This window comes from Bulleidia extructa W1219 (assembly GCF_000177375.1).
In the GTDB taxonomy this organism is placed as follows: domain Bacteria; phylum Bacillota_I; class Bacilli_A; order Erysipelotrichales; family Erysipelotrichaceae; genus Bulleidia; species Bulleidia extructa.
Genome location: NZ_ADFR01000003.1, coordinates 51,267 through 75,033 on the forward strand (window position 1 = coordinate 51,267; position 23,767 = coordinate 75,033).

General features: G+C 35.9%; 21 protein-coding genes. 18 read left to right on the plus strand and 3 right to left on the minus strand.

Annotated features, from left to right (window positions below; genetic code table 11):
• Positions 1-138 precede the first annotated feature (138 nt).
• The 5 genes from arcA to HMPREF9013_RS02755 all read left to right on the plus strand — a co-directional run bounded on the left by arcA (position 139) and on the right by HMPREF9013_RS02755 (position 6,179).
• Positions 139-1,368, plus strand: a complete 1,230-nt coding sequence (gene arcA, locus HMPREF9013_RS02735) for an arginine deiminase (RefSeq protein WP_006626844.1) — start codon at positions 139-141, stop codon at positions 1,366-1,368.
• A gap of 38 nt (positions 1,369-1,406) precedes the next feature.
• A complete protein-coding gene (argF, locus tag HMPREF9013_RS02740; protein ID WP_006626845.1) occupies positions 1,407-2,399 on the plus strand; it encodes an ornithine carbamoyltransferase in 993 nt (330 codons plus the stop codon).
• Positions 2,400-2,401: 2 nt separating this feature from the next.
• Positions 2,402-3,343: a carbamate kinase gene (arcC, locus tag HMPREF9013_RS02745; RefSeq protein ID WP_006626846.1), complete on the plus strand. Its 942-nt coding sequence runs from the start codon at positions 2,402-2,404 to the stop codon at positions 3,341-3,343.
• Positions 3,344-3,380: 37 nt separating this feature from the next.
• Positions 3,381-4,841: a YfcC family protein gene (locus HMPREF9013_RS02750; RefSeq protein ID WP_006626847.1), complete on the plus strand. Its 1,461-nt coding sequence runs from the start codon at positions 3,381-3,383 to the stop codon at positions 4,839-4,841.
• 78 nt (positions 4,842-4,919) lie between these two features.
• Complete coding sequence (locus HMPREF9013_RS02755) at positions 4,920-6,179, plus strand: AraC family transcriptional regulator (protein ID WP_006626848.1); 1,260 nt, start codon at positions 4,920-4,922, stop codon at positions 6,177-6,179.
• A gap of 4 nt (positions 6,180-6,183) precedes the next feature.
• Here HMPREF9013_RS02755 and HMPREF9013_RS02760 read toward each other — a convergent pair whose 3' ends face one another.
• Together HMPREF9013_RS02760 and HMPREF9013_RS02765 are read right to left on the minus strand one after the other, a co-directional pair.
• On the minus strand, positions 6,184-7,506 hold the full coding sequence (locus HMPREF9013_RS02760) for a penicillin-binding transpeptidase domain-containing protein (RefSeq protein ID WP_006626849.1): 1,323 nt from the start codon (positions 7,504-7,506) through the stop codon (positions 6,184-6,186).
• On the minus strand, positions 7,499-8,836 hold the full coding sequence (locus tag HMPREF9013_RS02765; RefSeq protein ID WP_006626850.1) for an FtsW/RodA/SpoVE family cell cycle protein: 1,338 nt from the start codon (positions 8,834-8,836) through the stop codon (positions 7,499-7,501). The genes HMPREF9013_RS02760 and HMPREF9013_RS02765 overlap by 8 nt, the downstream gene beginning before the upstream one ends.
• A 212-nt stretch (positions 8,837-9,048) precedes the next feature.
• Between HMPREF9013_RS02765 and HMPREF9013_RS02770 the strand changes: the two genes are divergently transcribed.
• Both HMPREF9013_RS02770 and HMPREF9013_RS02775 read left to right on the plus strand, forming a co-directional pair.
• Positions 9,049-9,264, plus strand: a complete 216-nt coding sequence (locus HMPREF9013_RS02770; RefSeq protein WP_006626851.1) for a helix-turn-helix transcriptional regulator — start codon at positions 9,049-9,051, stop codon at positions 9,262-9,264.
• On the plus strand, positions 9,257-10,048 hold the full coding sequence (locus HMPREF9013_RS02775; protein WP_006626852.1) for a DUF3169 family protein: 792 nt from the start codon (positions 9,257-9,259) through the stop codon (positions 10,046-10,048). Before HMPREF9013_RS02770 ends, HMPREF9013_RS02775 begins: the two co-directional genes overlap by 8 nt.
• Before the next feature lie 118 nt (positions 10,049-10,166).
• Here HMPREF9013_RS02775 and HMPREF9013_RS02780 read toward each other — a convergent pair whose 3' ends face one another.
• Complete coding sequence (locus HMPREF9013_RS02780) at positions 10,167-11,378, minus strand: S1C family serine protease (protein WP_006626853.1); 1,212 nt, start codon at positions 11,376-11,378, stop codon at positions 10,167-10,169.
• 146 nt (positions 11,379-11,524) lie between these two features.
• Between HMPREF9013_RS02780 and HMPREF9013_RS02785 the strand changes: the two genes are divergently transcribed.
• The 11 genes from HMPREF9013_RS02785 to HMPREF9013_RS02835 all read left to right on the plus strand — a co-directional run bounded on the left by HMPREF9013_RS02785 (position 11,525) and on the right by HMPREF9013_RS02835 (position 23,627).
• Positions 11,525-12,304 carry an enhanced serine sensitivity protein SseB C-terminal domain-containing protein gene (locus tag HMPREF9013_RS02785; RefSeq protein ID WP_006626854.1) on the plus strand — a complete coding sequence of 260 codons (780 nt, stop codon included), beginning with the start codon at positions 11,525-11,527 and terminating at the stop codon, positions 12,302-12,304.
• A 2-nt stretch (positions 12,305-12,306) separates the two neighbouring features.
• Positions 12,307-12,987, plus strand: coding sequence for a hypothetical protein (locus tag HMPREF9013_RS02790; RefSeq protein ID WP_006626855.1), 681 nt, complete (start codon positions 12,307-12,309; stop codon positions 12,985-12,987).
• Positions 12,972-13,646 carry a YczE/YyaS/YitT family protein gene (locus HMPREF9013_RS02795; protein ID WP_006626856.1) on the plus strand — a complete coding sequence of 225 codons (675 nt, stop codon included), beginning with the start codon at positions 12,972-12,974 and terminating at the stop codon, positions 13,644-13,646. The genes HMPREF9013_RS02790 and HMPREF9013_RS02795 overlap by 16 nt, the downstream gene beginning before the upstream one ends.
• Positions 13,643-14,107 carry a hypothetical protein gene (locus tag HMPREF9013_RS02800; protein ID WP_006626857.1) on the plus strand — a complete coding sequence of 155 codons (465 nt, stop codon included), beginning with the start codon at positions 13,643-13,645 and terminating at the stop codon, positions 14,105-14,107. Before HMPREF9013_RS02795 ends, HMPREF9013_RS02800 begins: the two co-directional genes overlap by 4 nt.
• Before the next feature lie 97 nt (positions 14,108-14,204).
• On the plus strand, positions 14,205-14,654 hold the full coding sequence (locus HMPREF9013_RS02805) for a hypothetical protein (protein WP_006626858.1): 450 nt from the start codon (positions 14,205-14,207) through the stop codon (positions 14,652-14,654).
• Between the two features lie 2 nt (positions 14,655-14,656).
• Positions 14,657-15,091, plus strand: a complete 435-nt coding sequence (locus tag HMPREF9013_RS02810) for a hypothetical protein (protein ID WP_198002117.1) — start codon at positions 14,657-14,659, stop codon at positions 15,089-15,091.
• Positions 15,092-15,218: 127 nt separating this feature from the next.
• A complete protein-coding gene (gene hflX, locus HMPREF9013_RS02815) occupies positions 15,219-16,457 on the plus strand; it encodes a GTPase HflX (protein WP_006626860.1) in 1,239 nt (412 codons plus the stop codon).
• A gap of 3 nt (positions 16,458-16,460) precedes the next feature.
• A complete protein-coding gene (locus HMPREF9013_RS02820; protein ID WP_006626861.1) occupies positions 16,461-17,825 on the plus strand; it encodes an aminopeptidase in 1,365 nt (454 codons plus the stop codon).
• Between the two features lie 44 nt (positions 17,826-17,869).
• Complete coding sequence (locus HMPREF9013_RS02825; RefSeq protein ID WP_006626862.1) at positions 17,870-19,132, plus strand: histidine phosphatase family protein; 1,263 nt, start codon at positions 17,870-17,872, stop codon at positions 19,130-19,132.
• Complete coding sequence (locus HMPREF9013_RS02830) at positions 19,129-20,391, plus strand: histidine phosphatase family protein (protein WP_006626863.1); 1,263 nt, start codon at positions 19,129-19,131, stop codon at positions 20,389-20,391. The genes HMPREF9013_RS02825 and HMPREF9013_RS02830 overlap by 4 nt, the downstream gene beginning before the upstream one ends.
• Positions 20,392-20,453: 62 nt before the next feature.
• The gene (locus HMPREF9013_RS02835; RefSeq protein WP_040333365.1) at positions 20,454-23,627 is read left to right on the plus strand and encodes a SpaA isopeptide-forming pilin-related protein; all 3,174 of its coding nucleotides are present in this window, start codon (positions 20,454-20,456) and stop codon (positions 23,625-23,627) included.
• Positions 23,628-23,767: the final 140 nt, after the last annotated feature.

Sequence of the window (23,767 nt, forward strand, 5' to 3'; positions counted from 1 at the left end):
TTTTTTGATGTGGGTTATTTACTGGATTATACAAAAATGGAACGCTTTTTTTTCCTACTTCGTTTTTTCTATCAGAGATAATAATAGATAGAAATGATACCGATTACATTTCTAATTAGAATCAATAAGGAGGAAAAAATGAAAGGTATTAGTGTTAGAAGTGAGATTGCTCCACTTAAAACAGTGCTTTTGCATCGGCCAGGAGAGGAATTATTAAACCTTACTCCAGATACATTAGGAGAATTGTTATTTGATGATATTCCTGATTTAAAGGAAGCTCAAGTTGAACATGACCGTTTTGCAAACATCTTAAGAGATAACGGCGTAGAAGTTGTTTATCTTGAAGATTTAATGGCAGAAACATTGGATGCACATCCAGAAATCAAAGAACAGTTCTTGGATCAATTTATTGAAGAAGCAGGTATCCATACACCTGAATACCATAAGATTTTAAAAGAATACTATGGTAAGTTCACAAATAATAAAGAGTTGGTGTTGAAGACAATGTCTGGTGTTCGTTTTGATGAATTAGGTGATGTTAAGACGAATAACTTGGTGGATTGCATTTCTGCGGATTCTTATTTGTTAGTTAATCCAATGCCTAACTTATACTTCACACGTGATCCATTTGCTTCTGTAGGTAATGGTGCCATTATTAACAGAATGTATTCTGTAACACGTAATCGTGAAACAATTTATGCTGACTACATTTTCCGTTTCCATCCAGAGTATGCTGGAAATGTTCCTGACCTATATGGTCGTAAGAACCCATTCCACATTGAAGGTGGTGACGTATTGAACGTTAATGAAAAATTATTGTTCATTGGTATGTCGCAAAGAACTCAACCAGATGCTATTCAACAGTTAGCTATGAAGATGTTCTATGAAAACAAAGGTAATAAGATTGAAACAATTTTAGCTTTCAATATTCCGGTAAGTCGTGCGTTCATGCACTTAGATACTGTGTTTACACAAATTGATAAAGATGCTTTCACGATTCATCCTGGTATTATGGGAACATTACAAGTGTTTGCTATTACAGCTGATCGTGCAAATCATGACATTCATATTGAAGAGCACACTGGTAAGTTGGAAGAAATCTTAGCTCATTTTATGGGCTTGGAAAAGGTTCGTTTATTCCCATGTGGTGGCGGAGATCCATTAGCTGCTGAACGTGAACAATGGAATGACGGTTCAAACACATTGACAATCGCTCCAGGTAAGATTGTTGTTTATAAGAGAAACTACGTAACAAACGAATATTTGAAGAAAAATGGCTTCAATGTGTTAGAATTAGAAGCATCGAACTTATGTGTGGGTCGTGGTGGACCAAGATGTATGTCCATGCCATTAGTTCGTGAAGACTAAATTAGTCAAAAAAAAGAAAGAGGGATTTTAACAAATTTATGGGAATCAACGTAAGAGGAAGAAGCTTCCTAACACTTTTGGATTATACTCCAGAAGAAATTAACTATTTATTAAACTTGTCTGCTGAATTCAAGAGAATGAAAGCAAATGGCGTAGAACACAAGTTCTTAAGTGACAAGCAAATCGTTTTGTTATTCGAAAAGACATCAACAAGAACTCGTTGTGCATTCGAAGTGGGTGCTCGTGACTTAGGTATGGGTGTTACTTTCTTAGATTCTGGATCTTCTCAAATGGGTAAGAAAGAATCTTTGGAAGATACTGCTAAGGTTTTAGGCCGTATGTTTGATGGTATTGAATACCGTGGATTCAAGCAAGAAGTAGTAGAAGATTTGGCTAAGTATGCTGGTGTTCCGGTATGGAATGGGTTAACAGATCTGTATCATCCAACTCAAATGTTAGCTGACATCTTAACGGTTAAAGAAGAATTTGGCGATGTTCGTGGTCGCAAGTTAACATTCTTCGGCGATGCTCGTAATAACGTGGCTAATTCTTTGATGATTGTTTGTGCTAAGTTAGGAATGACATTCTGTGCTTGTGGACCTAAGGAATTGATGCCTAGTGAAGATTTGGTTGCTAAGTGCCAAGAAGTTGCTAAGGAGACAGGAGCTAAATTACAATTCACACAAGACGTTAAAGAAGGTGCTAAGGATGCAGATGTTCTTTACACAGATATCTGGGTATCCATGGGTGAACCGGCTGAACTTTGGGCTAAGAGAATTGAATTATTACTTCCTTACCAAGTTAATAAAGACGTTATGGCAATGGCTAAGAAGACTTCTATTTTCTTACATTGCTTACCTTCCTTCCATGACAGAAATACAACAGTTGGTGAAGATATTTATCAAAAGTTTGGCTTAGAAGCTATGGAAGTAACGGACGACGTGTTCTTAGGAACGCAAGCTCGTCAATTTGATGAAGCAGAAAACAGAATGCATACAATTAAAGCAGTTATGTATGCAACATTGAAGTAATTATGGGAAGCAAGAAAATTGTAATTGCCTTGGGCGGAAACGCCCTTGGCAACACCCCTGAAGAACAATTGGGGCTTGTAAAAAACACGGCTAAATCTATTGTGGATTTAGTGGCAGATGGGTACCAAGTGATTGTGGCTCACGGTAATGGTCCTCAAGTTGGAGTGATTAATCTGGCTATGGAGTATTCCGCAAATAATGGTGCTGGTACACCAAGTATGCCGTTCCCAGAATGTGGTGCTATGTCCCAAGGATATATTGGATATCATTTACAACAGGCTATCGAAGGTGAATTAGAAAGCCGTAAGATGGGTCAAAAAGTAGCTACGGTAGTTACTCAAGTTGAAGTGGATAAGAATGATCCTGGATTCAAGAATCCTACCAAGCCAATCGGAAGTTTCTATTCGAAAGAAGAAGCGGATAAGATTGTAGCTGAAAAGGGTTATACATTTGTAGAAGATGCCGGACGTGGTTATCGTCGAGTTGTTCCTTCTCCAATTCCAGTTAAGATTGTTGAATTGGATGTCATCAAGTCTTTGGTAGAACAAGGTCATATTGTCATTGCTTGTGGTGGTGGCGGAATCCCTGTTGTCAAGAAAGAAGTTGGCTATGAAGGTGTTGCGGCAGTTATTGATAAGGACCGTTCCAGTGCTAAGTTAGCTTTAGATTTAGGAGCAGATTCCTTGGTGATTTTAACGGCTGTTGAAAAGGTATGCGTTAACTTTAATAAACCAAATCAAGAAGCTTTATCTGAATTGACTTTAGAAGAAGCTGAAAAGCATATCGCTGATGGTCAATTTGCTAAAGGTTCCATGTTACCAAAAGTAGAAGCTTGTATGGGCTATGTAAAAGAAAATGCTTTTGGTGGAACAGCTTTAATTACTTCTCTTGAAAAAGCTAAAGAAGCTTTGCGTGGAGAAACGGGAACAATTATCAAAAAATAAAGAAGAAGTTTAAATATTTTTATAGGAGAAAAAAATTATGAGTACAAAGAAGAAACGTTCATTAGGTACGTTTGGTATTCTGTTAATTGTATTATTATTCGTATTTGCTATTTCTTGGATTTTCAATGGCAAACCTTATATCGGTACAGATGATGCTGGAAAAGCGGCTGAAATGACAGTTCAGCATGCTACGATTGCTCAATTGGTAACGGCTCCAATCAATGGTTTCTTTGATGCGAAAGAAGTAATTGGTTTCGTGTTCTGCTTGGGTGGATTCTTAGCGTTAGTAACAGCAACCGGTGCTTTAGAAACAGGTATTCGTTCGTTAGTTCGTAAATTACATGGTAAAGAAAATGTCATGATTGCTATCTTAATGGCTGTCTTTGCCTTAGGTGGTACAACTTATGGTATGTGTGAGGAAACAGTTGGTTTCTACTTACTATTAGCTTCCACAATGTTAGCAGCTGGAATGGATCCAATGGTTGGTGTTGCGACCGCCTTGTTAGGTGCTGGGGTTGGTTGCTTAGGCTCAACGGTTAACCCATTTGCAGTTACAGTAGCAGTTGATGCTGCTAAGGCTGCTGGTGCTGAAGCAGATATGTCTAAGATTATCATGATCGGTTTGATTTTAGTTATCGTTGCTTATTTGATTGCTACATTCTCTGTGATTAAGTACGCTAACAAGGTTAAAGCAGACAAGGGTAAATCTATCTTCACAGGTGAAGAATTAGCTGAATTTGAAGAAAAATATAACTCTGGTAAAGAAATTTCTGAGGATGAAAGACTAACAGGTCGTCAAAAGGCTGTTTTATGGATTTTCGCTCTTACATTTGTTGTCATGATTTTCGGCTTTATCCCAATGGGCAAATTGAACGAAACAATTTACAACGCTATGGGTTGGTCCAAATACTTAACAGGTGAACAGCTTGGTGATTGGTACTTCGTAGATGCGGCTATGTGGTTTACATTAATGGGCTTCATCATTGGTTTCGTCGGTATCGAAGATCGTAGTAAGTTATCAACTATTTTCGTTTCCGGTGTGGCTGATATGATTTCTGTTAACTTGGTAATCGCTTTAGCTCGTGCTTCTTCTGTTATCATGAATGCTACAGGTGTTGGACCTTACTTAGTACAAGCTTCCGTACAAGCGATGCAAGCGGCTAAGGTAAGTAATGGTATCTTTGGTACATTGGACTACTTGTTACACTTAGGATTATCGTTCTTAGTTCCATCAAGTTCTGGTATTGCTGGTATTTCTTCACCAATTGTACCTCCAATTGCAAAAGCTATGGGATTCTCTGTAGAAGCTACTATTATGGCTGAAGTGGCAGCAAACGGTGTTATCAACTTGATTACTCCTACATCTGGAGCTATTATGGGTGGTTTAGCGTTAGCTAGCGTTCCATATTCTACTTGGGTTAAGTGGTCTTGGAAGACAGTTGTAACGATTGCGGTCGTAACTGGTGTTGTGATCGTTGCTGCAATGATGTTGTTATAAGCCCCCTTTCGAGAAGGATTTCATACAAAATCCTTCTTTTTTTGTGCTACAATATCAGGGATGAGGTCAACAACTGAAATGGCAGTTTTACAGGATGAAAGCCAAATTCAAACCCCTGTTTTACCACTGGCGGAGTTTTTGGTAGATTTTATTGAAAAACCAACCCGGGCGATTATGCACCAAAAAGCTAGATTTTTATTGATTGAGAAAGGAAAAGGAACCATTCTTGTGGATGGTCAAGGTTTCCCATTAAAAGCACCATGCTTGATTGCGGTTACCCCTTATAGCATCACAGATATCATTGAAGTGGATGATTCATTATCCATGGAAATTATTGCTTATGATTATCGACGATTATCTCAAACGATTAAAGGACTTAATGGATCTAATCAAGATAAGGCGGATTTATTAACGCAAATTCATAAAAACCCTGTGGTGATGTTGAATGAGATGGAATTATCCGCTATCCAGTCTATTTATGAAATTTTACGGGTAGAATTAACTTCAAGTTATGAAATATTGAGTAACGAAGAAAAACCATTACATCAAATTTATATTTTAAATAAATTGATTGAACTAGTTGTTTTATATCGACGATATAGTTCAGATGCAGGAAGTACTAGGCAAGATCGAAGTGTCAAAGATCCGAAACATATTTTAAGTTATATGTATGCTCATTCTTTTGATAAGTTGACTTTAGAAAAACTTTCGACGATCTTTTTCTTATCGGAGAGCAAGATTATTAAAACGATTCATGATTTGACGGGTTTATCTTTTGGAGAATTGATTGAACGTATCCAGATGGATAAATTGAAATCTATTCTGTTATATACAGATATGAATTTAGATGAAATTGCTCATTTAATGGGTTATGTAGACGCTTCTCATGTTTCAAAGCACTTTGTTCAAACGATGGGGATTAGTCCAATTGCTTTTCGAAAACAGTACCAAAATCTTTCGAAAGGAGAGTCTCAATCTAATCAAGAGCTGGCTTTACAGGTGACGGAATATATCTATAATCACTACCATGATCCAAGCTTAACGATTAGTCGCATGGCTTCTAAATTTGGAGTGTCTGAAAAGCAATTAAATACAGCTATGACTTTCTTTGTTGAGAAAAAATTAGATCAATTATTGCATAAAGTTCGGATCAATAAGGCTTGTGAACTTATTTTAATGGGAGAAGAAACCATTTTAGATGTTGCTCTAGATGTGGGGTATTCCAATGTCAAAACATTTAATATTCATTTTAATGAAATTACCGGAATGTCTCCATCCGTATATCGAAAGACGATTAGTTTACAATTGAAAGATGGAAAAGAAATAAGAGCCGAGTAGGCTCTTATTTTTGTAAATAATGAAGTAAACGATTGGCTAAAGGAATTAAGCGACTACTTTGAGTTTGATGATTCAAAGATAAGCATATGGCATAGTCATTTGTGTAGGCTAATAAATAAATATGAGTTTTCCCATCAGCCAGTTCAGCCGTTCCTGTTTTTGCATAGACTTTTCCTGTTAAACCATATAGCTGAGCTGTGCTGGCTAGATAGGGATTTAATTTTTGGATGACACTAGGATCAGTTACTTTTGATAGTTCTTTTTCACTATGTTCATAAAGGACTGCTTGATCGCTTTGAATCGATTTAACAATATAAGGTTCTTTCATAACTCCGTTATTAGCTAAGCTTTGAGCAATTAAAGCTAAATGAACCGGGGTGATTTGCGTTTTCCCTTGTCCATAAGCGGTAGCGGCTAATTCGTTGGTTCCTTGTACATTGAATTTGGAATGCAAGCTGGCTAAATAAGGAATTTGAATATCTTTACCAATCAGAAAATTAGTGGCTGTTTTTTCCAAAGCATTAGCTCCTAATGTTTCACCAAGATGAGCAAAGTAGGTATTGATAGAGTAGTTCAATGCTTTTTCCAAATTCACATTCCCATAAGATTTATTCTCAAAATTCACTACTTTAGAACCACCATCTTTTGGAAAATAAGAACCGGTATCTTTAAATTGGAGATTGGGAATCTTATCCTGTTCTAAAGCACAAATGGCTGTTAAAATCTTAAAAGTGGAACCCGGAGGGTCTTTTTCAAAAAGACCTCTGGTGTATTGGGAATCTTCTTTGGTTTGTTTGGTTAAAGTGGATAGATCATTGATATTAAAGTTAAAAGTAGAATGAGAAGCTAAAGCCAGAATAGCACCAGAGCGAGCATCTAAGACGGTAATGCTTCCTTCTTGATCATTTAGTAGCTCGTAGGCTAAATTTTGAAGTTTTGCATCAATGGTTAAAAAGGTGGAAGCTCCTATTTTTTGTTTGTTTAAATGGAGATAGCTATAATCCACTAAGTTACCTCGTAGACCCATTTTGTATTCTTGATTTTGATTACTGGAATAATAGCCTAATAACCAAGCCATACTATATGCTTCCGGTAAATTAGCCTTACCGTGTTCTAAAAGAAGATGTCCATTCGTATCATAATAATTTCCTTCTTTTGCTGTTTTGGGAAGAGATAGAAAGCTATACATTCTTTTTTTACGAATAACGTTCTCATCATAATTTGGTAAATATAAAAAGGAATAAGAAAAATAGGCAATCAAGACAGAAATAGCTAAAAGAAATGTCACCATGGTAAAACCGATACGTCGACTTGCTTTATCATTCATCTTCTTCCACCTCGCTTTCTTCTAGATCTTCTACACCATATAAAGAATGAAGTAATAACACTCCCATTAAAGAAAAAACAATCATTTGATAAGTTCCGCCTCTGGATAAAAAAGGAATTGGTAATCCTGCAAGGGGAATCAGATTACAAGAACCTAAAATGGTCAAGAAGGCTTGTAAAAAGATTAATATAGTCAAACCATAAGAAAAAATTGATTTCTGAATCGATATCGCTAGTAGTCGTTGAGAAATATGTGATCCTCTTCTTAAGATAAAACCAAATAATAAGATGACTACTAAGCCAACGCTATATCCAAAACAATTGACTAAACCGACAAAGGCCATATCACTCTCTACCACCGGAATTTGATTAAAGCCAATGGTATTGCCAAACCAGCCTGCCATGAGAAGGGCTTTTTGTCCTTGAAATAGCTGATAACCGGCTCCATATAGATCACTTTGCAGGTTGGCTGCAATGGAGAAACGCGAGTGGACTTTTTTCGCAATTGGCCAAAGAACTCTTAAAATAGATTTTAAATTGCCTTGTGTGGCGATAGGCTTTAGAATTTCGTATAAACCTAAGAAAACAAGAATTACCAATATCAAAGAAAGAACTAAACCAAATAAATATTTTCGTTTGTAGATATCATGTGGCAAGTAGATGAATAAACAAGCCAAATGTAGAAAGACTAAAATATAGAAAGAACCTAATTCATGAATCATCACCGATCCAATTAAATTCATACCTAAATAAATACTGGAAATAATCAAAATAGTCTTATTCGATCGATTCCAAGTTTCTACCAATAAGGAGCTATAGAAAAAAAGAGAAAGAATTTTAATGCCATCGGTTAATTGAAGGGTTAGACTACCCATTTTAATCCAAGCGGTTGTTCCATAGCCATTAGGATCAAATCCTTTGAATCGTAAAATAATATACAAAGCAAGAGATAACAGAAAAAAGATATAAGGAGAGTATTTCCAATAACTGATTTTATAACTATATTTATAGAGAATTGTAAAAAAAACACCTACGGCAACCCCTAACCAAAATTTCCAGATAGAATAATGACCAACAATCGGATAGACTTTATCGGCGTACAGTTGAAAAGCTAAACCAATGGTGGATAAAACACAAATGGCTAAGAAAAGTTTTAAATCCCCCAAGCGATTATAAATGAAAGTTCCTAAAAATAAAGTAATTAAGAAAATGGGGATCAATTGCCAAAAAAACTGGAGGGCAATTTCACTATCTTTAAACCAAAGTAAAGTGGCCATCGCTATTTCTAATAACATAGCAAAAATAATGTAACGATATGAATTTTCTTTCATATTGGTACTATACCACGAATTCTAAATAGTTTTTTATACTAATTTTTTAATTTGTTTATTTTAATGGGTGAATTTTCAAGGTTTCTGTCCAATTTAGAAAGGGTAATTCTTTTTTTTGAAGTATTTGGCAAATTGAAATAACAAGCATATCATATATATTGACAATTATAATTGTCATAAAGACAAATAAAATTGTCATTTGGAGGTGCTATATGGTACTACAAAATCGTTTGAAAATATTCAGAGCTATGTTGAACATCAATCAGCAGGAAATGGGTCGTTTATGTGGTGTATCACGGCAGACGATCAGTCTGATTGAAAGAGGTGATTATTCACCATCCGTTACCCTTGCTTTGACGATTGCCAGGATTTGTGATGTTACGGTGGAGGAAATATTCTATTTACAGGAGGAAGAAGAAAATGAATGACAAAGAAATCAGACAAGCTAACCGAAAAGCTTTGCCGAAATTTATATGGCTCATGATTGTATGTGCGATGATTGGTGGAGGAATGGGGTATTGCTTTGCAAAATATGGATTGAATGAGTTGACTGGGGTTATGAAAAGTGCAGGGGTGTTCTTTGGAACACATATAGCTCCTTGGATTATGGTGACTATAATGATCACCATTCCCATCCTTTGTATCTCGATTTATCGTAATGCAAAACAGTTGCTTGATCGATGGGATGATGAGGATGAGAACACCTTCTATACGATTGAAAGAAAACTTTCCAGCACCATTTGGATTACAAATATAGCATTTATTCTTTCCTATTTTCTTCTGGCAGCATCCTATTCCGGTGGTTTTTCAACATTTGATGATCGGGAAAGCACTTTTATGTTTTTAATTGGTATTGTAGCTTTCGTAGTCATTATGATTGAGGTAATCATTATTCAGCAGAAGTGTGTGGATACAGGTAAGCAAATAAACCCTGAAAAAAAGGCATCTATTTATGATATGAAGTTTCAAACGAAGTGGATAGATAGTTGTGATGAAGCTGAGAAAATGATGATTGGTAAATGTGCCTTTAAAGCATATTCAGTAACGAATATAGTTTGCACAGCTTTGTCCAGTATGCTTGCAATCGGTGCACTTGTTTTCAATATAGGATTTTTACCTTCATTGGTAGTGTGTATTATTTGGATAGTTCATCAGTCTGCCTATTACAAGGAAGCTATGCGTTATTCGAAAGACAGTAATATCATGTTCTAAATGTTAAAATCAATAGTCTTTAGGTTATTTATAGGGTCTATCCTGGTAAACAAGAAGGATAGAAATAGCGACTAATGCCATTTTGAAATCATAAAAAATAGGAGAGAGTTAACTTCTCCTATTTTTTTGGTTGATTTGGTTCGTTTGTATCAACAACTTGTGTCAGGGTGACAGTCACTTCCTTTCGTTGACCATTTCGTTCAATGGTTAGTTTGATCGTTTGACCAACTTTTTTCTTTCTCATAATTTTCGCTAAATCGGAATATTTATTGAGTTCTACACCATCGGCTTTCACTAAGCGATCTCCTCTTTGTAGACCAGCCTTTTCAGCACCGGATCCAGTCATCACTTCGCTTACGAATAGACCAGAGGTCTCACTACCTTCACTTCCGTTTTGTAGATAAACACCAAGTGTGGCACGAGATGTAACTTTACCATTTTTAATCAATTCATTAGCTACTTCCATCGCTTTATTGATAGGAATCGCAAAGCCTAATCCTTCAATCGTTGCTCCTGAATTAGTAGTACCGGAGTCTTTAGCGTTTACAATACCAATTAAATTACCATTACCGTCAAAAAGACCACCACCGGAGTTACCGGAGTTAATAGAAGCATTGGTTTGAATGAGATCCATTGCTTCATTATTTACAACAATTTCACGAGAGGTAGCAGAAATAATACCGTCTGTGACTGTACCACCAAGTGTTCCTAAAGGATTACCAATGACAATAGCAGTATCTCCAATACTAATCTTAGAGGAATCTCCTAAAGTAGCCGGTGTTAAATTTTTGCCCTCTATCTTTAAAACAGCAATATCACTCTTTGGATCAGCTCCAACTAATTTAGCTGTGTATTCTTTTCCATCGTTAGTCTTAACTTTGATGGAAGTCGCATTTTTGATCACATGATTATTTGTCAAAATATAACCATCTTTGGAAATAATCACTCCAGACCCAGCAGAATTAGAAGTATAATTACCACCTAAGAAACCATAAGTTTTTCCTTTTGACTCTGTTCTGATCTCAACAACGGAAGGAGCTGCTTTTTTAGCGGCTTGACTAACCGTTAAACCTTGACCATTTTTAACAGAAGTGGTTTTGGATGGTGGTTCAGCCGCAGATTGGTACACCACTGCAGAACCTTTAGAACTTTTACTAACCACATAGCCACTAGCTCCACCAACGGCGACGCATAAAATTAAATTTAAGAGTGTTTTATTGATTTTTAAAACAAAGCTAGGTTTTTTGGTCGGTTTTGGATTGTTTTCGACCCTAGAAGTTTCTTCCACTTTATCTTCTACTTTATTTTCTTCAGAATGAAATTCAGACATATAAGACCTCCTGATCGCTTCTATATCTATTATACTAGTGTTCATTTGTGAAGTTTGGGTGAATTTTGAATGAGTTTTTTGGGAACTTAAAGCTTGTTAAAAAGTATTATTTTCAATACACTTAATAATGAGAAAAGAGGGTTTTTATGTCTAAAAAATTAATGAAGAATCTAAATGTGAAACCGGTGAAAAATCTTGAGTTGCGTTCAGCTATTAATGAATTAAAACTTGGTTCTACTCCGGAAAGACAATTAAAATTCATCCAAGCTTTAGAAAAAGCTCAATTAATTGCACCAACCAAGTTTGAGATGGCGTTTACTAAGAAGCATATTCCAAGTGTAAAATCAGATTACATTAATTTCTATTTGATTAACACCAATGATGGAGAAACATTCTTTCCTGTTTTTACCGATTTAGAAAGTGCCGGAAAGTTCCAATTGACACAAGCAAATGAACCGTTGCCAAAGATGGTGATCCAAACTTTGACCCAATATGATAAATTATTATCCGATCCAAACACTAAGGCGGTGGGGATTATAATCAATCCTGGTGTAGATAATATGGTAACTCCGGCAGCTCTCATCCATCAATTGCTTCATCCAAGTGATCCTGAAGAGATGGAAATTCAAATTAATGAACCAAGCATTTATCCCACTCAATTGGTTAACCAAATGTATGAATGGTCAAAAGAAAGAAGAAATATTCAACGAGTTTGGTTAAAACAAAAATTGGGGAATAGCCAAGTTTCCTTTTATTTCGTTTTGGATGTGGATGAACAAAAAGAAGATCTCTTGAAAGAATTCTGCACGAAGGCCTTAGAGTACTCCAAGAAAATACCATGTGAAGCTGTATTTTATACGCCAACATTGAAAGAGGAAGTGATTAAGGAAAGTATTCCGTTCTTTGATCGTTCTTTAGAGTTTTAAACATGAAGAAGATTTTAGAAATCAATCAACTAAAACCTTATTTGGATAAATATGTTCCTTTTGTGAATGTTCGAAAAAGGTTATTAGAAAGTTTTGATGAATTCCAATGGTTATCTTCGGATAGTCAAGAAGGAATTGTTGGTCTAAGTTGGAATGGTGAAATTGCGTTATTAGAATCTTCCAACAATCTTGAATTGCTGAAAGAATTAGTGGAATATGAAGCTCAAAAAGGCCATGGAAAATTGATTAAGCGTGCTTTTGATGAAGAAAAGCAACTTTATATTCATTTTGGTTTTGAAAGAATTCAACATGAAGATGGTTATGATTTCTTGGAATATCCTTTAGCCAATGCTTGGTTAGGAAAACAAGTAAAGGTTCAAATTGACCAACCTATGGGAAAATTCCATCCTTATTTAGAAGATGCCATCTACCAAGTTCCAATGGGCTATGTTTATGAAGCTGAAACGATGGAAGAACCGATCAATGCGTATGTGATTGGAGTTGGCGAGATGGTTGATTCTTTTTCAGGAGTTGTAGTAGCGGTCATTTATCATGAATATAGTGATGAAGCCACACTGGTGGTAGGACGCATTGGTGAGGAAGTTCAACAAGATAAAATTTTAAAAGATATTGCCTTTCGAGAACAATATTTCTCATCGAGGATTGTATGGAAATCCAATTAAAACATTTCTGGAAACATCTTTTGATTGAAACCGTTGGTGTCATTATTTTAAGTATTGGCGGGGCAGGCATTATGAAAGTGGGCTTAGGAAATTCTGCCTATGACGCTTTTTCTGTGTCGATTAGTTTATTGAGTCATATTGAAGTGGGAACGGTTGCGACCATCATCAATTTATTTTGTGTGTTGACACAAATGGTTTTATTAAGAAAAAAGTATAAACCACTTTATTTATTACAGATATTTGTATCTATTGTGATTGGGGTCGTGGTCAATCTTTTCTATTACCATATTTTTGATCAAATCATGCCGGAAAGTTATGTTTTGAAGATGGTCTGGTTTGTGTTTTTGGTGCTGGTGGATATTTTAGGTGTTTCTTTGGTAGTCGCTTCGGGGATGATTGGCTTGGCGATGGAATCAACTTGTATGGTGGTGGCGAAGAAGTTCTGCTTGCGTTTTTCGTCCATACGTTTTGTAGTAGATGTGTTCTTCTTTATAGCTGTTTTTATGATTTGGCATTGGTATCATATTCCTCTTCCTTTGCGGGAAGGAACCGTGATATTGATGTTATTGTTTAGTCCATTAGTGGATTATGGGGTGAAGTATTTAAAACCCATTTTACATAATTGGATTTATGGAGAGAAGGAGGGGATGAAATCATGAAAAAATTTCATTACTCAAGAAAAAAGATAGGAGTGGCCATGGTAGTAGTGGTTTTGCCTATTTTTCTAATTTCTTATTTTTTAGATTTAATGGCTAGTCAAAGCAGATGGAATCATTCCATTTTATCGTATTTATTATTTATGATAAATTTGGTTCTTTGGCTATATTTCATACTTTTAGTTGTTCGTTTGTTTGGCAACCAGACGGTTCTTGAAATATCGGAAAAAAGTTTAGTGTATCGGACGGGAGTCATTAGTGTTGAGAAAACCACTTGGGATGAAGTGCAATCGCTTCATTATTTGTCAGGTCATCGCATAGGTGCCGTTCCATTCCAAAATTTTTATGTTAAAGAAAAAGGGCAACCGGCTTTGACAATCCCACTTCTTTTTATGGAAGGAACGATTGATGAAGTGGAGAAGGCCATTCAAAAGGTTCAACCGAATATGACAATTCAAAAATAATCTAGATAGATGATCACCTATAATCGGAATTAGGGATAATGGTATCATTGAAGTGTAAAAATAGAGATGGTATTTAACCTATATTGGAGGGAATCATATGAAAGAATTAGAGACATTTGAACCGGCATGTCAATATTTAATCGGTATCATGAGTGAATTTAAAGATGTATTAGAATCAAAAGTTGAAGCACTTCAACAGATAGAATGGATCTATCATAAAGGAACTGTGAAAGTTTGCCAGCCTGATGATAAAGGAAGAAAGAAAAGATGCAAGGTTGGAATGGATTATTGGTCAAAAATTATTTTATCAGCAGATGATGCTAATACTATTTGGAATGAATTCAGGACATTTTTTGCCAAGAGTTATTTAGTGAAAATGGATAGGATTGAGTTGAATGAAGAGATTGGTCAATACGAGTTTATTGCGAAAGGTTTGATGGGTGATGAGGTTGAGTGTCGGATTTATACGCCTAATGAATGGAATATACCACAGATTCGTATCTCGGGCTTTGTGTCTTCCAAATATAGAAGCATGGATCAAGATTAGAAATGGTAGAGACAACAATGGAATGGATACAAGATAGAAACAATCGTATTCCTTTTAGTCTGCACGATAGTCGGATAAAGAAAATTACAATTCAAAATAATACATTGACATTAAAGTTGGATAAAGTATTTCAATACACAAAAGATAAGGAAACCATATATTCAGGGGATTTGATATTTAATGATAGTGATTTAGATGAATGTAGTGTTTTTATACTCGATCGGATTGTTTATGAAGGTGATTTTTCCGGAAAAGCCATCAGCCTGAAAGAATATATGAATCAGTTTTCAAACTTAGAATTTGAAATTCTTACGGAAGGATACTTTGGTTATAGTACAACTTATACAGGTTGGATTTGGGAAGAGGGAAAGAATCCGGTATCCGGGATGATGTATATTCGAAATACTGGCGATATCATTTATTGTCTTGAGCCATAATTTGGAATTTTCATAAGAGGCTATTATGGAAATATGGAGAGAAGTGGGATGTTTGGTGAATCCTGTGATGGTAGATGAAATTTAAAAGGTGATATATCATAAAAAATGAACAGGTGGTCTATACTAAATGAAACGTTGCTATGTTGTAGGGGTGGAAATAAAAGGAAGTTCGGATCAAGAAATCATTCAAGAATGTGTGGCTTTATGTCAAGCTTGTGAATATGAAGTTGTTAAAACATTTATTCAAAAGTTGAAATCACGAGATCCTAAGATGGTCTATCGATCCGGAAAAATACAAGAATTAAAAGAATGGCTAATAGCGGATGAAGTTGAGACGGTTGTGTTTTATCATGAAATATCTGTTTCTGCTTCCAGAAGACTAAGTGAGGAATTGGGAGTAGAAGTGTTAGATCGAACAGCTGTTATTTTAGATATTTTCTCGCAAAGGGCGCGTAGTAAACAATCTAAAATTCAAACGGAGTTGGCGCGTCTATCGTATGCTCTTCCTAAGGAGTTGGCTTCTTTAGAACAAGAAAGTGATCATCAACGAGGAGGAGGTACTATTACCCGTGGATCAGGAGAACAGCGCTCTGAACAAATCGTTCGAAAGTATGCCCGCCGCAAGCATGTACTACAAGAAGAATTGAAACTGGTGGAAAAACAACGTCAACAAGATGAAAAAAGAAGAGCGAAAACGTTGTATCCAAGAGTAGGTTTAGTTGGTTACACCAATGCCGGAAAGAGTTCGTTATTAAATGCGATATTAGCGTATACCAGACAAAACGGTCAACCGGTGATGGTTCGAGATCGTGTTTTTGAGACCTTAGATACAGCTGTTCGTTTGGTAGAATATAAAGGTTTTGCGTTTTATTTATACGACACGGTCGGATTTGTCTCGAATTTACCAAAAACATTGATAGATGCTTTTTTTAGTACCTTAGAATCAGCGAAACAAGCGGATGTATTGATTCATGTCGTGGATGGTAGTGACCCCTTATCTTTTGAAAAGCAAGAAGCGACGAAATCGGTTTTAGTTAAAATAGGGGCTCATCCAAAACAAAGTCTATTGGTTCATACCAAAAAAGATTTAGTTTCTTCTTTTGAAGATGGTTTATGGGTTTCGTCTTATACCCAAGAAGGGATCGGAGAGCTGCTAGATCAATTGATTGGTTTATTATTTCCGAAAGAGGTTCAATTTACTTGCTTATTACCCTATGATAAAATGGCTCTGTTCGACCGACTTTCTTCTTTGGCTCATCTTCAAATTGTGGGTCAAGAGGAGACGGGGCTGATTTTAAAGGTGGCAGGTGATGTGGATCACTTAAGGCCTCTAAAACCATATGAAATAATCAGAAAGGATATCTAAAAAATGAAAACGGTTTGGGAAAAACTAGATAAAGACGGTGTTAAAGCTGTCATGGATTTTAATGAAGAATATCGTCAATTTTTAACAAAATCAAAAACAGAGAGAACTTTTGTGACGAATACAGAAGCGTTTGCACTGGAAAATGGGTTTAAATCATTTGATTCTTTCCAAGAATTAAAAGCAGGGGATCGTGTGTATGTCGTGAACCGTAAAAAGAATATTATGATGCTGGTCGTGGGGGAAGAACCGATGAATAAGGGTGTCAATGTTTTAGGAGCACACATTGATTCTCCTCGAATGGATTTGAAACAAAAGCCACTTTATGAAAAAGATGGCATCGCTTTCTTTGATACACATTATTATGGTGGTATTAAGAAGTACCAATGGGTAGCACGACCATTAGCTTTAGTAGGGGTTGTAGCGAAGAAAGACGGTACTGTGGTGGATATTAATATTGGTGATAAACCGGGTGATCCGGTGGTGGGTGTTTCTGATTTATTGATTCATTTGGCTCAAAAGCAACTTCAAAAAACAGGTGCTACGGTGATTGAAGGAGAAAAGTTGGATTTAACGGTTGCCAGTCGTCCTAAAAAAGAGGTAGAAGAGGAAGCGGTGAAGGCTTTCTTACTTGATTTACTTCAAGAACAGTATGGCATTGATGAAGAGGATTTCTTAAGTGCGGAGATTGAAGTGGTACCGGCTGGAGAAGCTCGTGATTATGGTTTGGATCGTTCCATGATTTTAGGTTATGGACATGATGATAAAGTTTGTGCTTATACTTCTGTTCGAGCTATCAATGAAATCAAAACTCCTAAGAGAACTTCCGTTTTGATTTTAACGGATAAAGAAGAGATCGGTTCTGTTGGGGCAACGGGAGCTCATTCTGATTTCTTTGAACATGTGATGGTTCGTGCGTTAGAAAAACAAGGGTTTACCAAGATGACTGATTTATATGATTTGTATGAAAACAGCTATATGTTATCCATTGATGTATCGGCCGGCTATGATTCTAATTACGCAGAAGCCTTTGAAGCAAGAAACTCTGCTTACCTAGGTAAGGGGGTTTGTTTCAATAAGTATACCGGAGCTCGTGGTAAGTCGGGATCCAATGATGCCAGTGCTGAATTTATGGCAAAAGTTCGTAAAGTTATGGATGAAAATGATGTTGTTTTCCAAACTGCTGAATTGGGAGCTGTTGATGTAGGAGGTGGTGGAACCATCGCTTATATCTTGGCAGAAAAGAATATGGATGTTATTGATGCCGGTATTGCCGTACAAAATATGCATGCTCCAGATGAAGTGGTTTCAAAAGTAGATGTGTATGAAGCTTATCGAGCTTATTTTGCTTTCTTAAAGGATATGCAATAAGATAAGTCTTGCTAAGGCAAGGCTTTTTTTATGAAAGGAGACATATGAAACGGCTATTTTACTTTGTTCGCCATGGTGAAACGCGATTTAATCAAGAAAAACGTTTACAAGGACATTGTGATTCACCATTAAGCCAAACAGGAATTGAACAAGTGAAGCAACTTAAAAAAGTGTTGGATCAACGCTATTTTGATGCCGTTTTTGCCTCTACTTCAGGACGAGTTCGTTTAACAACGGATATTTTATTAAAAAATCGATCGCTTTCCTGTACGTACTTGGATGATTTACAAGAGCCTTCATTTGGAATAGTGGAAGGAGATTATTTTCAGGATCATCGTGAATTAAAGGATTGTTTTGAACAATTTGATTGGTCTTTTTTTCATGGAGACTCCTTTGAAAAAACCAAGGAAAGAATCCAGCGAGTTTTTAAAGAAATTTTGTCTAAGACAAAAGAAGATGATCGCATTTTAGTTGTATCGCATGGCACGATGATGCAGATGGTTGAAAAAGTACTATTAGGAATGGAGGTATTAGCGTATCGCAAACATTGTCATCAGCAGGGAAAATCGGCCATTCCAAATGCTGGGATTTTGATTTTCAGTTATGAGGATGGTCACTATTCATTAGTGCAAGCCCCAGTTAGCCCTTATGAAATAAATTTAGAACCCGAAGAAAAAACCATTCATTTTTATTACGTTCGTCATGGTCAAACACTATTTAATCAACAAAAGAAAGTGATGGGTCAAAGCGATTCTCCGTTAACGGAAAAAGGAATTGAACAAGCTCGTATTGTTCAAAGAAAACTAAGTCGAATTCCTTTTCGAAAAGCGTATAGTTCTTTTGCAAAAAGGGCAATTGATACCACAAAAATCATTTTAGAAGGAAGAGATGTACCGATTTCTATTGAAAAGGATTTACAACAATTAGACTTTGGAGATTTAGAGGGACAATCCCGGATGAAAGTCAATGATGAAATGAACGATTGTCATGAGCATGGGGAAGATTTTCGTTCACATCAAGGAGAAAGAAAAGAGGATCTTTTAGTACGTTTTGATCGTTTGTTGAAGAAAATGGTATTGGAAGCTAAAGATGGTGATTCTATTCTGTTGGTGTCACATGGTACGTATTATACGATTTTGATTGATCGCTATGCCGGTTTAAATCGAAAACTTTTACAATATCAACAAGCTAAATTGGGTGAAAAGGAAAGTTATCATGGTGGGATTGCTTTATTTGAGTGGAAAAACCAACAATTCCAACTCAAGCAACTCATGAAAAAAGGATCTGATTTTAGGGAGGAAAAATGAGTCGTTTATTTTATTTTGTTCGTCATGGGCAAACATATTTCAATCTTCGTTTACAACTTCAAGGGCGTTGTGATTCTCCTTTGACACCGTTGGGAATTCAACAAGCCGAGAAAAGTGCCAAAGTATTGTCAGGTCAATTTTTTGATCGAGCCTTTGCTTCTCCAGCCGGAAGAGTGCGAGAGACGGCGGATATTTTATTGAAAAATCGGCAAGTAGAATTAACGTATTTAGAAGATTTGCAAGAACCGGATTTTGGGGTCATGGAAGGATGCTATGTTCAAGATCAAGAATTGGTACAGAAATGTTTTGGCCATTTGGATTTTAAGGAAGCAGAAGGAGAAGGAAAAGATTCTCTTCGCTTTAGGACAGAAAAAGTCTTTCAAGATATACTTTCCCAAACTAAAGAAAATGATCGGATCTTAATTGTGTCCCATGGGATTATGTCCATGGCCTTTATGTCTTATGTTTTGAAAATGGATATGCGAGCGTATCGTCAAGCTTGTTTAGATGAAGGTAGGGCTTTTATGCCCAATGCAGGGATTTTGATTTTCAAAGAAGAAATGGGAAAAGTTAGCCTGATTCAAAAACCATGTGAAGCGAAGGATTTGTGTTTGCCAAAGAAAGATAAAACCATTGATATTTTCTACGTTCGTCATGGGCAGACGATTTTTAATCTAAGACATCAAGTGCAAGGAAGAAGTGATGCTCCTTTAACAGAGCTGGGAATTCAGCAAGCTAATCAGGCTCAAAAAGCATTAAGAAATAAGGTTTTTTCAAAAGCTTATGTGTCTTATGCTAAAAGAGCGATTGATACGGCTAAGATTGTGTTAGAAGGACATGATATTCCGATCTCTATTGAGAAGAATCTTCAAGAAATGAATTTTGGAGATTTGGAAGGAAGATTAATAGACGAAGCTATTTTAAAAGAATTGTATGCGTGCCATCAAAATCAGGAAAATTTTTTAAGCCATCAGGGAGAAAATTTAGGGGCAGTAAAAACACGTTGGCAATCTCTATTAGAAAAAGTTTATTTTGAAAATCAAGATGGTGATCAGGTTCTATTAGTGGGGCATGGAACAATGTATGCGATTATGGCGGCTTATTTGTTGAAACTGGATCGTCTTGGTCTAGAATTGTATTGTAAGAATCAAGGACAGTCTTATTCGTATAATGGTGGCATTGCTCGTTTTCAACTGGATAAAGAAGGACTTCATTTGGTTCATTTGATGCAAGATCCGAAGACTTATTTGTGCGAATAAGTCTTTTTTTTATGGAACTGTTTGTCTTTCGGGAAAAAAGAAGTACATAGAAAGAGAGGAGTATGAGACGACAGAAAAAAGCAATATGGATCTGGATAGGCAGTATTCTGATGAGTTTAGTTTTACCCGTTTATGCTGAACAATTGACGGTTGTTCGACGCATGGAATATTTGGTGACCCCCGGTCCAAAGAAGGATCAAGCAAAAGAATATATTAGTTATGTGATGTATCAAGGCCATCCGGCCATTTGTATAGAACCTCAGCAAGACATGCATTTTGGGAATGATTATCACAAGAAAAGTCTTGAACAAGTCATGGGTTCAAATACAAATCGATTGAATCATTTTATGGCATACGCTTTTGAAAAGGGTGTTGGTCAAGGGGATATTAATTATGCGGCAGCACAGATGTACGCCTGGTCTTTGAATGGTTATCATCCAACTATTCAGAAAGGGCCTCATAGCCATCAGGAAGTCCAAAAAAGAATCCAAGAAATTCAGAAGAAAGTTCTGAGTTTAGAGAATAGTGAAATTGAATTAAAAGATTTAACAACAGGTCAAGTTGTCACAAAAGTAAAAGGAAATAAATTACTTTTTACAAAGGCAATGGTAGGTCATCGCTATCAAGTCACTCGAAAATTAAACGGTTTTCAATTAAAGAAAGCAGAAGGAGATATTCAAGGATCTATCGTTCATAATCAATTTGAGTTTACAGTAGATGCTAGTTTTACTAAGAAAAATAAAAAAATAGCGTTATTGAGTCAATCTTCCAGAAAGAAAAATTTTGCGTTAATTGGTAAAAACATTCAAAATCTAATGGTTTATGAAGGAGAAGAGGTCGAAGGATTTGATTTAGAAATCAGAGCGCAGGGTTATCACTTAGAAATTCAAAAAGAAGATATAGAGACCAAGTATCCTCAGGGAGATGTTCCTAACTTTGATGGGACTAAGTATCAGCTTTTCAATAAAGAAGGAAAGTCATTAGGAGTATTTCTGATTCAAAAAGGAAAATCCAATCGAATCGAGAATCTTTTACCGGATGAAATCTATTATTTAAAAGAGCTAGTTCCACCGATTGGGATGCGACTCCATGGAGAAAAAATACCAATTCAAGTGAAGAGTTCTGAATTGGTAAATTTGAAGGAAAATACGAAAACAATAGTAGTTCGTGATCAGGTAAAAACAGGTACTTTTTCTATTCAAAAGTATCTTTCCACTTCTGAAGATAGTGAGTTTCTACCACCGGAAGAAAAAGCGGAATTTATGGCCATTCTTTCTAAACATATCCGAAAATATGGAAGTTTTTCTGAAGCCAGAAAACATGTAAAAGAATTCCATTCAAAAGAATACGCCATTTTAACCACCAATGAAACAGGATATGCCAAAAGTTCTGAACTGGCTTATGGAAACTATGAAATTAGACAAATCAAAGCCGGGAATAAAGATATTCAAATATATCCATCTCCTTTCTTTTTGACGATACAAAAAGATCATCAACATCAATCTTATGTCTTGAAAAATAGAAATAAGAAATACTATTTGCGTATTCTGAAATTGGATCAAGATACAAAACAAAAAATCCAAAGAAGTTCCGCTACATTTCGTATCACGCGCTTAGAAAATGAAAAGGGACAACCAGTGAAAGAGGTGATTTCTCAAATCATCGCTTCAAAAAAATATTCTCTTTTTTCAACAAATTCCAGTGGTCTGATTCAATCTGGTTGGCAAGATAAAAATGACATGCTTGGAGAATTAACCATACCTTTAGCCCTATCAGCCGGAAAGTATGAAATTGAGGAAGTAAAAGCTCCTAAGGGTTATACGAAAGGATTTAAGCAGGTCATTGTATTGAATCAAGATACGGTAGAAGAAAAGAATAGTCGTATGGTGGTGATTCCCATTGAAAACAAGAGAAAAAAAGCTTCTTTTCATTTGGAAAAGAAGTGGGAGGAAATAAAAAAAGAAACTAATTTTGCTAACAGGGATTTTGCGAAAGTTCAATTTGAACTAAGGGCGAAAGAAAGTATCTATTCAGATGTAGATGGAACAAAGGTCATGAAAAAAGGAGATTTAGCGAAAAATATTTTCGGTCAAGAAGTTGGTTCTTTCTTTTTAAACAAAGACGGGAAAGCGGATTTGTGGAATCTGTATCAAGGATCTTATGAGTTACAAGAAGTCAAAGTTCCAAAGGGTGTGGAATTGGATCGTAGGTCAAAGACCATTCAATTATCTGAAACCCCTTATTTTTTTCACATGAAGAATTTCTTTACCAAAACGGAATTTTTTAAACAGGACTTAAATGGAAAAGAAATTGAAGGGGCTAAGATGATTTTAAAAGAAGAAAATGGAAACGAAATCACACGATGGACTTCTAAAAAAGAAGTACATTGTATCCAAGGCTTGGAAAAAGGAAAAATCTATCGTTTAGAGGAAAGTGTCACTCCAATCGGCTATGCGTTTGCACCAAGTATTTCTTTTAAAATAAAAGAAGATGGCTCTATTACGAAAGTGATCATGATCGATCATCTTTTAGATATACACATTCAAAAAGTAGATGAATTGGGAAATTTTGTACAGGGAGCTAGGTTACAGCTATTAGATGAAAAGAAAGAAAAAATATTGAAAGAATGGATTTCAAATGGCAAGAAAATGAATATATCCCCCATCGTAAAAGCAGATGGAAATTATTGGGTTCGTGAAGTGAAAACGCCATCTGGATATCGAAATCAGGAAGACCAACTCATCCATGTTCCAAAATATGCCCAAACCGTTAACGTTTTTTTCTTAAATGAAACCAAGAAAATACAACTTCAACTTAAAAAAAGAGAGCGTGGTCAATCTAAAGGGCTATCGGGTGCACATTATCGGGTATTCCATCAAAATGGTCAAGCTTTACGAGATGAGTTTGGACAAATTGTAGAGTTGGTCAGTGATGAACAAGGAAAAGCTAAAAAGGCGATTCCTTATTCCAAAGAAGGATATTTTCTAAAAGAAATCAAGGCGCCAAAGGGGTATGAAGTGGATATGAATCCGATACCGATTCTAGTTGAAAAAGGGGATTCTTTCGATTGTAATAAGCCTATTTTGTTAAAAGTAGAAGATCAGAAAAAGCGGTTGGTACCAACGGGAGATGAATGGCATACTCAGTGGGGGATTTTATTATTCATTTCTTTCGTCTGTATGATGTTGGTTTTTAAAATCAGAGTCAGGAATGAACAGGAATTTTTGATTCAGTAGTATTTTGCAAGAAATACTACTTTTTTGATATTAAAATAAAAGAATCATGAAGAGGGATTTTAGTATTAAGAGTGATGATTGGAATGAGAGATTTGTGCCAAATCATCACATTGTATTAAAAGATTCAAAGACTTAGCTTT